Origin of the sequence: Microseira sp. BLCC-F43, from assembly GCF_041929235.1 — a bacterium.
In the GTDB taxonomy this organism is placed as follows: Bacteria; Cyanobacteriota; Cyanobacteriia; order Cyanobacteriales; family Aerosakkonemataceae; genus Microseira.
Genome location: NZ_JBHFNP010000310.1, coordinates 79,344 through 92,237, shown reverse-complemented (window position 1 = coordinate 92,237; position 12,894 = coordinate 79,344). Strand labels below are relative to the sequence as shown.

Genomic DNA, 12,894 nt, shown 5'->3' with positions numbered 1-12,894 from the left:
AGATGCTGACCAAGGAATTCGGTGTCTTCCACATCAGCAGCAAGTCTAGCTTCAATACCATTTTGGTAAGCTTACTGATCTATATAGTGAGGGCGGTACGGTATCTGTTGAAGGGGGGTTTCCCGAACCTAACCGAGGACGGTTAGGTTTGTTTGTGGTGTAGCATGTCCAGAGCCTTTTAGGTTCTGCCAATCGCTACCACTGCAACTACTGTAGGAAATGCTAAGCGGTTGGGGTTTGGGGTGAACCGTATAAGATCGGGGGTATTTGCCGCCAGTGAAAGGAGTGGGAGAGGCAAAACGTTAAGATCTTGAGCAAAGCATTATCAAAGATAGGCGATGAAAATTAAGGCTGTTATCTGGCAAGAAGACGGGGTGTGGTGCGCTTCTGTACCTGCTTTACCGGGATGTCACACTTGGGGCGAAAACTACGAGCATTTATTGGAGATGCTGGAAGATGCTATCCAGGGGTGGCTTGAAGTTGCCAGCGAACAGAAGGAAATTGAACCCGAAAAACAGTTGATTGAGCTATCACTATGAAAGCGATTTCGGGTAAAGCACTCTGTAAAATTGTTGAACGACATGGTTGGATACTAAAGCGGGTTACTGGCAGTCATCATATCTAGGGGAAGGATGATGTTGAAGCTATTCTCTCCATTCCCGTTCATAGCAACCGAGATCTGCCCACTGGCACTTTAAGGAGTTTGATGAAAGATGCAGGTCTGAGCCTGGAAGACCTAGAATAACAGCGATCGCGCCTTGATGTTCTCTGCTTCCTTAATATCGCTCCTCACTCTAGGTTGGGTTAACCCACAATTTATAACGCCTGCACAGCTATTAACGCAAGTTGCTAGTTATAATAAACATTGGGCGTTGCTAATAGCTAATAGCGGAGGTTGTCGTTGTATGGTATCCCAGTTTCGCAACCCGCGACTAGATCCCCGTCAGTGGTCTACCGACGGATATTGGTCGCTTGAAAGCTACGACGACGCCTTCGGCCGCACACCGTGTTGTGGTCAGGCTTTCTTCACTCGCCTCTTGTCCGAGCATCCTGAACTGCGCGACGATTTACACTTTCTCCGTTGGTCGGTACAATCCGAACACGTTTATGCGTTTGTTGATCGGGTCGAGGACGGATTTGGCGTGCAGTTTGATCCCTACTTAGAATACATAATTGTGTTCGATGGTGACGGCACGAATAACGAAATCGGCGACTGGTTTGAAAACCAAGTCCAAGAGGCAATCGACTACATCACCTTGACATACTTGTGGAGAAAACTGCTTTAAGTTTAACTTCATTTGTAGGGTGCGTTAATGCAGTAACGCACCGCGATACGAGTTGCTAGTGCGATCGCTGCCAACTTCATTGGAAAATATATTGACAATGTAAATACATTCTGCCTACACTATGAGGTATGGATGTGTATTTCGTGCTTAATGGTGTCACCTTCGTTTGGAATGAGGAGAAGGCTCGGATCAATCCGATCAAACATGAAGGTGTAACATTTCAGCAAGCCGCAGAAGCCTTCTTCGATCCATTTTTAGTGGTGGTTGATGCTAGTCGCAATGATGAAGCACGAGATGCCATTATTGGTTTAGATAGGCGATGGAATCTTTTGTATGTCGTCCATATTGAGGGTGAGGATGACATGATTCGGATTATTTCGGCTCGTAAAGCGACGCGCCAGGAACGTGAATACTATGAAAGCTGAATCTTTAAAAAAACGACTAGATCGAAATCGTCCAATGACAACTATAACGATTCGCATTCCTGAAGATGTGATTGAGGATCTAAAGCGAGTAGCGCCATTACTGGGATTTTCAGGTTATCAACCGTTAGTTCGTGCTTATATCGGACAAGGACTCAGAGCCGATCTTGAGCGATTAGAAGGTGATACTATCTCTGCATTGATTGCTAGCCTCAAACGTCACGGTGTTAGCGATGAAGTAATTAATCAAGCACTCAGCGAAGTAAGAGAGCAATAGTTATCTGTATCAGGACTGATGCGAAGAAACCGGGTTTCTATCAATAGAAATTGACGCAGAAACCCGGTTTCTAACTCGGTCTTTAGCCCCCCTTGGCAAGGGGGGTTGGGGGGATCGCCCATGCTAGATTAGGTCTGGATTTTCTCCTAACTCGCGTAACCTTTGGGCTAAGCGATCGGCACGTTGTTGTTCTGCCTCAGCGCGTTGTTGTTCCGAGTCAGCACGTTGTTGTTCCGAGTCGGCGCGTTGTTGTTCTGCGTCGGCGCGTTGTTTTTCGGCTTCCTCTGGTAACAATACTAAATTCCCCGCCTCATCGTAAAACCTCAGCCAAATCGCTGTATCATCTTCTACCTGGCCTTCCCAAGTTCCCAACCACAACCCCAATCCCTGACACCACACCCAACCTTGGGCATTGGGGTCAATTGGTTGATAGCCGCGATCGCTCTCCCAATGCCACCCTTGTAACGATTCTGACTTAAACGGATGAAAAACAAAGTAATCGCTAGTCTTAAATACTCGTTCGTATAGCCGTTTCTTTTCCCCCAAGTCTGCTGCTTCGGTAGAATCAGACAACAATTCAACTATGACATCTGGGTAGCGTCCTTCTTCTTCCCAAACAACCCAACCAAGTCGATTTGGGTTATATTCAACATCAAGGACGACAAAAAAATCGGGGCCGCGAAAATCTCGATTGCGGGCTTGTTTGCTGCTGTAATAAATAAACATATTCCCGCCAACAAAAAAGTCGTTGCGGTCTGCCCAATGATGTTTTAGAGAACGAATCAACAGATTCATCTCGATGCGGTGGCGGTTGCTTTCCAAAGGCTCTCCATCGTCAAAAATTAAATCGGTTGGTGGCATAGGAGGCTGCCATTCTAAGTCAGCCTCAACTGGTGGTGTGGTGATTTCCTGTGGCATCGCGTCTCAATTGAGCGGTGATAGGTTTTATTATAACGTTTTGGTTTTTTATCTAGGAGAAAAACTGCTAATCGCTAATGGTTAATGGCAAGAACAATGCGAGCGCTATTACATATAAATTGGTAGCAGTATCTGGATAAAGGGGGATGCGCTCGCCAATCCAAAATAAGCGAGCGCTCCCATTAACTATTACCGCGATTGTCGCCGTCTTGTTAAGTCGAGAATCCTTTGGCTAGCAGTTCTGACAATCCGATTAATTTTGGTTTTTTGAGTGTCGGAAAGACTTTCTAGTGTATCTAAACTATCCAAGATATTATTTCCAGATCGTCGCGCTTGTCGATATTGGGTTTGTTGCTCTGGTGTCAGCAGTTTTTCAATCTCAGCTTCGGCTTCGGATTGTATCTGTTCAACCTGCAATCTTTGCTGCTGAAGTGGAGTGGAGGGTTGCGGACGACGCTGGGGTGGAGGAACGGGAATCGGAATGTCTTGAGCTAAACTAGAGGAAGAAGTTGCAGCCAGAGCGATCGCAACTAAGGAAATAATATTTAGCTTCACCATTTTCTTAACCCAAAAATCTAGTTAAGCCTATTTAATAATAAGTTTAGCCATAACCTCAAATCGCAAGTTAAACCAAATCCGCCAATTTTCTAGCTTCCCTGTCCCTTATGTAAAGCGATTAGCCCTGGGAGCGTTCCGCTGCGCCGCATCGCGCCTAAAATAAAGAAAGCTAAACTGTTTCGACGTTGCTATGGTAACCCTATCTCCCACCCTCCAAACCAGACTAATGACTCCGCTAAGGATTGGGGGTTTTGCAGTCAAAAGCCGGGTGCTACAATCTCCCCTATCTGGGGTGACGGATTTGGTATTCCGTCGTCTGGTGCGCCGCTACGCACCCGACTCGATGATGTATACCGAAATGGTCAACGCCACGGGGTTGCACTATGTCAAACAGTTGCCCAAAATTATGGAGGTAGACCCGAACGAACGACCGATTAGTATCCAACTATTCGACTGTCGCCCAGATTTCCTCGCAGAAGCAGCGGTAAAAGCAGTAGAAGAAGGCGCGGATACGGTTGATATTAATATGGGTTGTCCGGTCAATAAAATTACTAAAAACGGCGGCGGTTCTTCCTTATTGCGTCAACCAGAAGTCGCCGAAGCAATTGTCCGAGAAGTCACTAAAGCTGTAAATGTGCCGGTAACGGTTAAAACTCGCATAGGTTGGTCGGATAAGGAAATTAATATCCTAGAATTTGCTAAGCGAATGGAAGATGCAGGCGCGCAAATGATTACCGTCCACGGTCGTACCCGCGCCCAAGGTTATAATGGCTCTGCGAAATGGGAATGGATTCGCCGCGTTAAGGAAATTCTTTCCATTCCAGTTATCGCTAATGGAGATATTTTTTCGGTTGAGGCTGCTGTAAAGTGCTTAGAAGAAACAGGCGCTGATGGGGTAATGTGTTCGCGCGGAACTCTGGGTTATCCCTTCTTAGTGGGCGAAATTGACTACTTTTTGAAGACAGGAATCCAAAAAGAACCACCCACGCCGGTACAGAGGTTGGAATGTGCGAAAGAACACTTGCAAGCTTTGTACGAATATAAGGGAGAACGGGGTATCCGTCAGGCGCGCAAGCACATGACTTGGTATGCGAAAGGTTTTATGGGTGCGGCGGATTTGCGAGGAAAACTCAGCGTTATCGAAACTTTAGAACAAGGGGTAGAGGTAATTGATAATGCGATCGCTCACCTTCTCTCTATTGACTATACCAGTTACAACTGGCAGGAAGATGAATCTGTCAACTCCCAAATGGTAGAAGTTTGAATCAACTACCCGCGCCTACTAACTAAGGCAAGTTGCTAGTTATAAACAAGGGCGTTGCTAATTGCTAATTGCTAATTGCTAATTGCTAATCTTGGATTTTTACTGATTGATATGATGTCAGGCTTTTCACCCATAATTAAAACTCAGAGCGTCAGAGTGTCCCCGCAAAGCGAGCGTCAGTCCTAACTATGGGTAATCAAACCGACATGATATGAACCATTAGCCATTAGCCATTAGCCATTAGCCATTAGCCATTAGCCGCTCCCAGAGAGATAATTAGCAACTTGAGTTAACTAGGGAATAGAGTATTAAGTTTCAGGATTCTTTTTGGACAAGTCTCTTGTGAACAACCACAGATAAAAGCACAGTAGCAGCACCAAGGTCACCCAACTAATTATGGTGCCTATCCGTTCTACAACTGTACCTCTATACCAAATCCTGATGTCATAAGTTCCTGGTGATAATTCCAACTGCATACGCCCATCTTCAGCAGGATAAAGCAGTTGCTCTTGACTCTGATTGCTGGGAGGAGGAGTAATCTGAATTCCCCAACCTGGATAATACAACGTTCCGATGTTTACCAATACTTCTGTAGTGGCATCGATCTTCAGCTGGCGTTGACCAGGATGCCAGTCTTTAATGGAAAATTTACCATTTCCCTTAGCGAACTCAACCTGTTGATAGCGCCTTGGTGGTATTCTGGGAGCGAATTTCCGAGGAGTAAGCCAATTTTTCGTTTGTAATGCACTCGGTAAGTAATCCATTGCATCAGCTTGGAAAAACTGCAAGTCACGGTCAAGGTAGAGAAAGATTCTCTGACCTAACTCTAAGTAGTGGTAATCTCCCACTTTTCTATTTTTAATCTGCTGTAAAACTTTAGCCGGAATTGCTGCTCTATTGGTGACCAGATAGTCGATTGCTTTTAGATTTGTATTCTTAAAGTCAATCAGATAAAGATTGGCACTTTCGTATGTCAGGTACAAAACTGCGACGAAAATAACAATTCGACCAAATTTCTTTCTAGCTATTGAGAACCGATCTCTTAAAAATTCAAGCGTGTAGCTAAAAATATATGGTGTCAGAGAAGATGTCACCATTAAGAATCTCCAGGGAAACTGGATTTTCTTAAAAGTGGAAATTGTTTCATATATAAATAGCGACGCATCTGTCATCATAAAAATGGCAAATGCCACCATTATTATTTCTAGAGTTGCCAAAATGTGTTTGGGTTCTTTTGAACGCCAATATCTTGTAAATAATACAGCAATAATCAGAATTGCTAAATTCAGAAAAAATGTTTTAGAAAGAGTTCTTTCCCAGGGGATTTGCACCAGGCTGAACCGAAAATTTAAGATGCCATTTATAAAGAACTTATCGTTAATATATTCTCTACCCGCTCCTTTTATCAGATGGGTATCTAAAAGAACGGGCAAAACAAAAAAAGCATCCAGAGCTATGGCTAAAAACAGCGGCGAAAACAAAGAGGTCAAAGCTCGTTGCCACTTAATCTGACCCAAGGCGATTAGAATGGTGACTGATAGCACATAAGATGATACGAAAATCAGCGAGGAAGGAAGATGGGATAAAAATAAAGCAGCAAACCCTAACGTTAGTAGTATTAATTGTCTCTTATTAAAATTTATTATACCTAGATAAATGCCGATAGTTAGCCAAGGTACTAAAGCTATGGCAACGGTTTCAGGAAAAGCCCCGCGTTTGAATATATCAATTATTAAATAAGGGTTGAATATTCCTAAAATTATTGATGTATAGCTAGATAAAGAGTTTTTTCCAAACAGTAGTCTAGCTAATTTTATGACTCCAATAGCATTTAAAATTAAGACAATAATGAGGGCACCTTTAATTTGTTGGCTTGGTGCTAGCTGCAAAATGGCAAAGGGAAGACTGAGCAATCTGAACAGCGGTGGATAAAACACAAATGTTGGCGTTCCTAGTCCACCAAATGCTTCTTCAAACCATTTGGGATACATCCATCCATCAAGGATTTGCTGATTCCAGTAATACCCCCAGGTCAGATGCCAAAATCCATCGTGATTCGATATGACGTTATAGTTGAGAACTGCAATCGCCAATCCTACAGTAATGATACCGACCACCGCGATATCTAAATATCGAGTCAAGTTGAATCTAGCATTTATAATCATATTTTTATATTCCTATAAACCAGAACAAGGCTTTGCTGTATGGCTTTCCCGTATCTATTGGTTGACAAATTACACCCTGAGTATTTTCTGGCAAGTAGTCAAATTCTATTTTTCCGGGGTAAAGTGCGAGGTTAACTAAGTACACAGGTTTTTGCTGCTCTAGAACCCGCTCCAAGATCCCACCCGGTTTCACCTCTGGATTTGTCCCAAAATCCCGCAACGCAGGAGGACTTTATATTTATAACACACGAGTAGCGATCGCGTCACTGTATTTTAGGACTTACGCAAATCAACCCGGTTTTTACGAAAAATTCCCATCTACGAAAAAACCGGGTTTCTGCCCCCGGGTGCGTAAGTCCTGTATTTGTTAACAATGCCATGCCCAGAAAAGCCAGTTCCGTTTTTACCCCTGCGAGCTGACTGTCAAATTCAATAAAGTTTTACATTAAAAGTTAAAAGTTATTCATGATACAGTTAACTTAGAGAGATAAAAATTTAATTGACAAAAAAAATACAAATGAGTAACGCTGACATATCTAAGAATCCAGGGACGACTTTAGCCTATGGCGGTTTATTGCATCGAATCGTCAATCGCATCCGCCAATCCCTAGAGTTAAAGGAAATTTTATCGGCAACGGTGGCAGAAATCCGCTCATTCTTAAAGACAGACCGAGTCAAAGTTTATCGCTTTCATCCGGATGGTAGCGGGCAAGTAATTGCCGAGTCTGTTTATCAGAATCGCCTACCGAGTTTGTTGGATTTGAACTTTCCTGCAGGCGATATTCCGCCTGCTTCACGGGAAATGTTTATTAAAGCGGGACAGCGCTCGATTGTGGATATAGCAGCGCAGCAAATCACCCTCAGTCGCCTGGAACATCCAATTACGACGGGAGACTTGACAATTGGAGAAGTTTATCGCCAACCGATTGCTGATATCCTCAAGCGTCCGGTAGACCCCTGCCATGTAGAATATTTAACCGCAATGGGGGTGCAGTCTTCTTTGGTGGTGCCAATTCTCTACCAAAACAATCTTTGGGGTTTGCTGGTATCCCACCATTCCCAACCGCAAGCTTTTTCAGAGGAAGATCTGCACGTTGTCCAATTGGTAGCAGATCAATTAGCGGTGGCGATCGCCCAATCCGAAATGCTGCATCAAACCCGCCAACAAGTGCGTCGGGAAGCGATTATCAATCAAATTTCCAGTCTGCTGCACTCGCCGCGCCACATTGACGAAATTCTGCAACTCGGACTGGAAAGAATTGTCAGAGCGGTTCAAGGTTCCGGTGGCAGATTATACCTGATGCCAAGGGAAAGCACTGCACCCGTCCTCTATACCTGCGGCGCTCAAACTGCCGCTATCTTCAACGGCGACCAAGCAGGATTGCTGGAAGAAACTCCTTTCTGGCAACAATTGATCGAAGCGACAAATCAACCGATCCAAACAGGGAATCACAAGGGTCTGCAAGTTATTACCGACCTCTACCAAGAAGAAGAACTTAAATCTGTTACTTGGATTTTCGGGCGCACCCGCATTCGGGGATTGCTCGTAATGCCTCTCCAGTACAGTCAAGAATCTATCGGTTGCCTAACTATTTTCCGCGATGCAATTGATACCGACATTAACTGGGGAGGGTATTGGGAGAAGGATGAACGGCAACAGCTACCCCGCAAATCTTTCCAACTCTGGCGAGAGCAAAGAAAGAACCAACCCCCGCAATGGACTCGCGAAGACATCGATTTAGTTCAGTCCCTGGGAATTCACCTAGCAATGGCGGTGATGCAAAATCGCCTTTACCAAGCACAAAAGCACAACTTGGAACTCAATGCCGCGCGCGCTGCGGCAGAAGAAGCGAGCCGACTGAAATCAAATTTTATCGCCACGACCAGCCACGAATTGCGGACGCCCCTGACTGCTGTGGTAAACTTTCTGCAACTGCTAAAGGAAGGTTACTACGATAACGAGGAGCAGTTAAAAAAATACATCCAACTTGCCCATCAATCGGCTAACAATTTGGTCAATATCATCAACGATGTCTTAGACATTGCCAAAATAGAAGCAGGTCGCATGACGGTTGATTTAGAACCAGTCAGTCTGATGCCGTTGTTGGAAGAGCAGCAAAACCTTTTCAGTTTGGAAAGCCAGCGTCGGGGAATTAAACTGGTTATTGAGTGTGAATGGGATCGCGTCTTAGCTGACAAAGATAAACTCAGACAGGTTCTCACCAACCTATTTTCTAACGCCTTTAAGTTTACCGAAACAGGTGAGGTTCGAGTCTGCGCCATCAAACGAGCAAGGGACGCGATAGTTGAAATTTCAGTAACCGATACCGGCATCGGCATTACTACCAGCGAACCAGAATCTTTATTTGAGCCTTTTGTTCAAGAAGATAGCTCAATCAAACGGCATTACGGCGGCACAGGTCTGGGTCTAGCTATTTGTAAACGGTTAGTTGAACTGATGGGAGGTCAGATTTATCTTCAAAGTCCTGGCAAAAACGAGGGAACGACGGTAACATTCACGCTACCTGATGTGGAAGGCGAACTAACTGCCTAAAAAGAGGTGGAATTTGAACATTCTGCTGGTGGAAGACGATATTATCCTAGCCGAGTCTACAGCTTGCTTGATTCAACGGATTGGCGGGCATCAAGTCTATATTACAGATGAGCCAACTGAAGTTTTTCGGTATTGCCAATCTGGAACAATAGACGTAGTTATGATGGATGTTAATTTGCCAGGAGCCGCGTGGCAAGGTGAATTTGTTAGCGGAACAGAGCTATCGCAATTGCTTAAAAATCAACCGGAAACAGCAGATATTCCGATTGTTTTAGTCACAGCCTACGCCGTGGCAAACGAACAGCAAAAACTCCTGGAAATATCCAAAGCAGATGGATTATATGCCAAACCTATTACTGACTTTAAAGCCTTTTTAGCAATGTTGGTTAAGTTGGGAACTAAGAGCTAATTGGTAATTGGTAATTGCTAATTGCTAATTGCTAATTGCTAATTGCTAATATAGCATTTTTCCCGCTCGCTCCATTAGCCGAGCTTTTGAGGTAACTAGCAACTTAAGTTAATTATTATTATTTATTCACTGGGTGCAATCTTCTCTACTTCCCACGGTCGTTCCCAGGGAAGACTGGCAGAGCTATCAATTAGCAATTAGCAATTAGCAATTACCAATTATAGAATCCCGGTAACTCATAGGAAACCGGGATTCTGTAGCCCTTGTTTACTTCTCCGTCAAAGAGTAAACACCATCCCAATCATCGGGTGGGGGATTTTTGAGATACTGCTGACAGCGTTCTAGATACAAAGATGCGGCTTTGTCTTGAGCAATATCTTCCAGAATCGTGCCAAACTCGCCCATGGCGCGGGTAAACTTGCGATTCAGGTAATACTCGCGTCCTCGATGGTAAAGTTCAATAATCTGTTGCTTAGTCTCCTCCAAAGGTTCGGATTGCAACCCCACGAGTTCGTAGATTTTCACGGGTTGGGTTTTGCCTTTGACGCGAATTTGGTCGAGTTCTCTGTACCAAATTCTCTTCGCGCAGGGGTGGAAAGTACTTTCGCTAATCACAATATCGCAGCCGTATTGTTTGCTAGCACCTTCCAAGCGCGATCCAAGGTTAACGCCGTCGCCAATTGCGGTGAATTCCATGCGTTTGCTGGAGCCAATATTACCGCTGATCACGATATCGGAGTTAATCCCAATACCGATCTTGATTTCTTGCTTTTTGGCTTCTCGACGGCGCTGGTTAAATTCTGCCAGTCGATGGCGCATTTCGATGGCAGTTTGTACCGCGCACCAGGCATGATCTTCCAAGGGTAATGGGGAACCAAACACTGCCATGATGGCGTCGCCGATGTATTTATCGAGAGTCCCTTTGTGTTTGAATACAGCATCGACCATTGATTCAAAATATTCGTTGAGCATTTGCACCACTTCTTCGGCTTGCATACTTTCGGTTAAGGTGGTGTAGCTGCGAATATCGGAGAATAAAACTGTTACTTCTTTGCGATCGCCTCCCAGTTTAGCATCGCCGGTAGAGAGCAACTGTTCTGCCAATTCCTGGGTCATGTAGCGGTACATCGTACTCTTGAGGCGTTTTTCGTCGCTGATGTCATCCATCACCACCAACGCGCCACTCACCTTACAGGGGTCGCTGACATCCGCCATCGTGTTGATCGACAGGTTAATGCTATGTTCTTCAACTCCGGTAGAAATTAAAGTGCGATCCGGGTAATACTGCTGGCGTGCTTTTTCTTCCTCTGCGGCTAAAGCGCTGCCGAACCATTTGTCAAAGTCACCTTCTTTGATTTTGATGATGTCCCGCACCGACTTACCTTCGATGCGATCGCATTCGGCAATTCCCAGCAATTTTTTGGCACTTTCGTTGGCGGCGATAATATTGCCAGCTTTATCGGTGGAAATTACCCCATTGCTCAAGCTGCGAAGAATATCGCGCTGCATTTGTTCTTGTTGCTTGACTGTTTCAAACAGTTTTGCATTTTGCAGCGCTACCCCTGCTTGAATATTAAAAGCTTCCATGAAAGCTTCATCGGTTTGATTAAAACTCGCCCGCCAACATTCTGGTGCATTAGGCCAATCATTTGGATCGTAATTCGGATGGTCGCCTTGCTTTTTCTTATTCACTAATTGCGTCACGCCTATTAACTTGCCATCCGAATTAAAAACCGGCATACAAAGCAAGCTGCAAGTGCGATATCCCGTCGATTTATCGAATTTTTTAGAATTATCCGAATCTGGATGAAGGTACAAATCAAATCCAATATTGAGCGTCTGACTTGTTTGGGCGACTTTGCCTGCAAAACCGACGCCGACGTCAACGCGCATTTCTTTTAACGAGCCATCTGCTTGGGGAATTTTCGTCCACAAATCGTTGCGTTCTTCATCTAACAACCACAGCGTACTGCGGTCTGCATTCATCAGTTTTTTGGCTTCATCCATTACGCGTTTGAGGGTTTCTTCTAAGTCCAAACCGCACTTACTGAGCGACTCGGTTGCATTAATTAGTGCGTCTGCTGCTCGTTGCCTTTGCGTCGCCATGTAAAAGGCGCGGGAACTTTCTAAAATCAGGCGAATCGAAGGAGCAAATTCTTGAAAAACTCTTTGGTCTTCTTCGGTAAAACCTGCCAGGTCGATCCTTTCTGCTAAGGGCGATGCCGGATCGTCGTTGGGGAATTTTAACTTATTGAGTAATTGAACTACCGCGACTAAATCTCCCTCTTGGTTTAACAACGGCAACACCAGCATCGTGTAGGTGCGGTAGCCGGTTTCTTGGTCTTTTTTCTGAGCAAAAGTCGAGCGCGGGTCATCGTAGAAATCGTAGGGAATATTGACTACTTTTTTGTAAGTTGCTACCTCCCCTGCAATGCCTTTGTCTGCGGGAATTCTCAGTTCTAACGGTTGACCGTCTTCCCCTTCTGCTACAATTGACCAAAGTTGATTTTTTTCTTCATCCAATAGGAATATTGTCGAGCGGTCTGCACCTAGTAATTCCCTTGTTTTTAAGGTAATCGCGCTTAACATTTCGTGGAGGATGTTATCAAACCCTGATGGTCCTAGCAGCATCGACAGGGTTTGATTCACCACCTCGAGCCTTTGTTCAACGTCAGTGACTACCCTTTTGAAACTATCTTGGGTTAAGGGAGCCAGAAACGCCGAGAACGTCCCTTTCGGCGTTGTTACTAATGCTCCGCCTGCGTTAGAACTTTGATGCAGCAGGCGATCTTTGGTTTCTTTTGGGGTAACATCAATCGTGACAGTTGTTGCTACAGTGGTTCGATGCGAGGATGAAGCAGTCATAGCTGTTGCCGTTACACAATAATTTTGGCTATTTGAAAAAGACAGAAAGTTTAACTTACCAATTGAGCGAACTCGGTGGGCAAATTCATGACGACTCCTGTGCTTACTCTGTCAGTTATGGTTGAGCATGGTAAAAATGCTGTAGCAGAAACTACGAAATGCCTTAATTTAATATT

At 44.6% G+C, this 12,894-nt stretch carries 11 protein-coding genes and 2 pseudogenes; 8 read left to right on the top strand and 5 right to left on the bottom strand.

Features of this window, described 5'->3' with window-relative positions; all coding sequences use genetic code 11:
* Nucleotides 1-338: 338 nt before the first annotated feature.
* The 5 genes and pseudogenes from ACE1CM_RS41590 to ACE1CM_RS41570 all read left to right on the top strand — a co-directional run bounded on the left by ACE1CM_RS41590 (nucleotide 339) and on the right by ACE1CM_RS41570 (nucleotide 1,985).
* A complete protein-coding gene (locus tag ACE1CM_RS41590; RefSeq protein ID WP_374885090.1) occupies nucleotides 339-539 on the top strand; it encodes a type II toxin-antitoxin system HicB family antitoxin in 201 nt (66 codons plus the stop codon).
* A gap of 104 nt (nucleotides 540-643) precedes the next feature.
* Nucleotides 644-745 (top strand): annotated as a pseudogene (locus ACE1CM_RS41585) (type II toxin-antitoxin system HicA family toxin); the annotation flags it as partial.
* A 16-nt stretch (nucleotides 746-761) separates the two neighbouring features.
* The gene (locus ACE1CM_RS41580; RefSeq protein WP_374885088.1) at nucleotides 762-1,286 is read left to right on the top strand and encodes a hypothetical protein; all 525 of its coding nucleotides are present in this window, start codon (nucleotides 762-764) and stop codon (nucleotides 1,284-1,286) included.
* Between the two features lie 128 nt (nucleotides 1,287-1,414).
* A complete protein-coding gene (locus ACE1CM_RS41575; protein ID WP_374885086.1) occupies nucleotides 1,415-1,711 on the top strand; it encodes a BrnT family toxin in 297 nt (98 codons plus the stop codon).
* Nucleotides 1,701-1,985: a hypothetical protein gene (locus ACE1CM_RS41570; RefSeq protein ID WP_374885084.1), complete on the top strand. Its 285-nt coding sequence runs from the start codon at nucleotides 1,701-1,703 to the stop codon at nucleotides 1,983-1,985. The genes ACE1CM_RS41575 and ACE1CM_RS41570 overlap by 11 nt, the downstream gene beginning before the upstream one ends.
* Nucleotides 1,986-2,108: 123 nt before the next feature.
* Here ACE1CM_RS41570 and ACE1CM_RS41565 read toward each other — a convergent pair whose 3' ends face one another.
* Both ACE1CM_RS41565 and ACE1CM_RS41560 read right to left on the bottom strand, forming a co-directional pair.
* Complete coding sequence (locus ACE1CM_RS41565; RefSeq protein WP_374885082.1) at nucleotides 2,109-2,903, bottom strand: Uma2 family endonuclease; 795 nt, start codon at nucleotides 2,901-2,903, stop codon at nucleotides 2,109-2,111.
* A 189-nt stretch (nucleotides 2,904-3,092) separates the two neighbouring features.
* Nucleotides 3,093-3,461: a hypothetical protein gene (locus ACE1CM_RS41560; RefSeq protein ID WP_374885080.1), complete on the bottom strand. Its 369-nt coding sequence runs from the start codon at nucleotides 3,459-3,461 to the stop codon at nucleotides 3,093-3,095.
* Nucleotides 3,462-3,651: 190 nt separating this feature from the next.
* On the opposite strand from ACE1CM_RS41560, the gene dusB reads away from it, so the two are divergent.
* Nucleotides 3,652-4,725, top strand: coding sequence for a tRNA dihydrouridine synthase DusB (dusB, locus tag ACE1CM_RS41555; RefSeq protein WP_374885078.1), 1,074 nt, complete (start codon nucleotides 3,652-3,654; stop codon nucleotides 4,723-4,725).
* A 308-nt stretch (nucleotides 4,726-5,033) separates the two neighbouring features.
* Here dusB and ACE1CM_RS41550 read toward each other — a convergent pair whose 3' ends face one another.
* Both ACE1CM_RS41550 and ACE1CM_RS41545 read right to left on the bottom strand, forming a co-directional pair.
* Nucleotides 5,034-6,866 (bottom strand): hypothetical protein, encoded by a 1,833-nt coding sequence (locus ACE1CM_RS41550; protein ID WP_374885076.1) that lies wholly within the window; start codon nucleotides 6,864-6,866, stop codon nucleotides 5,034-5,036.
* Nucleotides 6,867-6,945: 79 nt separating this feature from the next.
* Nucleotides 6,946-7,163, bottom strand: a pseudogene (locus tag ACE1CM_RS41545) (cofactor assembly of complex C subunit B); the annotation flags it as partial.
* Between the two features lie 244 nt (nucleotides 7,164-7,407).
* Between ACE1CM_RS41545 and ACE1CM_RS41540 the strand changes: the two are divergent.
* Together ACE1CM_RS41540 and ACE1CM_RS41535 are read left to right on the top strand one after the other, a co-directional pair.
* Complete coding sequence (locus ACE1CM_RS41540; RefSeq protein WP_374885074.1) at nucleotides 7,408-9,444, top strand: GAF domain-containing protein; 2,037 nt, start codon at nucleotides 7,408-7,410, stop codon at nucleotides 9,442-9,444.
* Between the two features lie 13 nt (nucleotides 9,445-9,457).
* Nucleotides 9,458-9,853: a response regulator gene (locus ACE1CM_RS41535; protein WP_374885072.1), complete on the top strand. Its 396-nt coding sequence runs from the start codon at nucleotides 9,458-9,460 to the stop codon at nucleotides 9,851-9,853.
* Nucleotides 9,854-10,120: 267 nt separating this feature from the next.
* Here ACE1CM_RS41535 and ACE1CM_RS41530 read toward each other — a convergent pair whose 3' ends face one another.
* On the bottom strand, nucleotides 10,121-12,718 hold the full coding sequence (locus ACE1CM_RS41530; protein WP_374885070.1) for a GAF domain-containing protein: 2,598 nt from the start codon (nucleotides 12,716-12,718) through the stop codon (nucleotides 10,121-10,123).
* Between the last annotated feature and the right edge of the window lie 176 nt (nucleotides 12,719-12,894).

What these genes read in the sequence shown, in the direction of transcription:
- ACE1CM_RS41590 (WP_374885090.1), top strand. Translation starts at nt 339, where the DNA reads ATGAAAATTAAGGCTGTTATCTGGCAAGAAGACGGGGTGTGGTGCGCT.
- ACE1CM_RS41580 (WP_374885088.1), top strand. Translation starts at nt 762, where the DNA reads ATGTTCTCTGCTTCCTTAATATCGCTCCTCACTCTAGGTTGGGTTAAC.
- ACE1CM_RS41575 (WP_374885086.1), top strand. Translation starts at nt 1,415, where the DNA reads ATGGATGTGTATTTCGTGCTTAATGGTGTCACCTTCGTTTGGAATGAG.
- ACE1CM_RS41570 (WP_374885084.1), top strand. Translation starts at nt 1,701, where the DNA reads ATGAAAGCTGAATCTTTAAAAAAACGACTAGATCGAAATCGTCCAATG.
- ACE1CM_RS41565 (WP_374885082.1), bottom strand. Translation starts at nt 2,903, where the DNA reads ATGCCACAGGAAATCACCACACCACCAGTTGAGGCTGACTTAGAATGG.
- ACE1CM_RS41560 (WP_374885080.1), bottom strand. Translation starts at nt 3,461, where the DNA reads ATGGTGAAGCTAAATATTATTTCCTTAGTTGCGATCGCTCTGGCTGCA.
- dusB (WP_374885078.1), top strand. Translation starts at nt 3,652, where the DNA reads ATGGTAACCCTATCTCCCACCCTCCAAACCAGACTAATGACTCCGCTA.
- ACE1CM_RS41540 (WP_374885074.1), top strand. Translation starts at nt 7,408, where the DNA reads ATGAGTAACGCTGACATATCTAAGAATCCAGGGACGACTTTAGCCTAT.
- ACE1CM_RS41530 (WP_374885070.1), bottom strand. Translation starts at nt 12,718, where the DNA reads ATGACTGCTTCATCCTCGCATCGAACCACTGTAGCAACAACTGTCACG.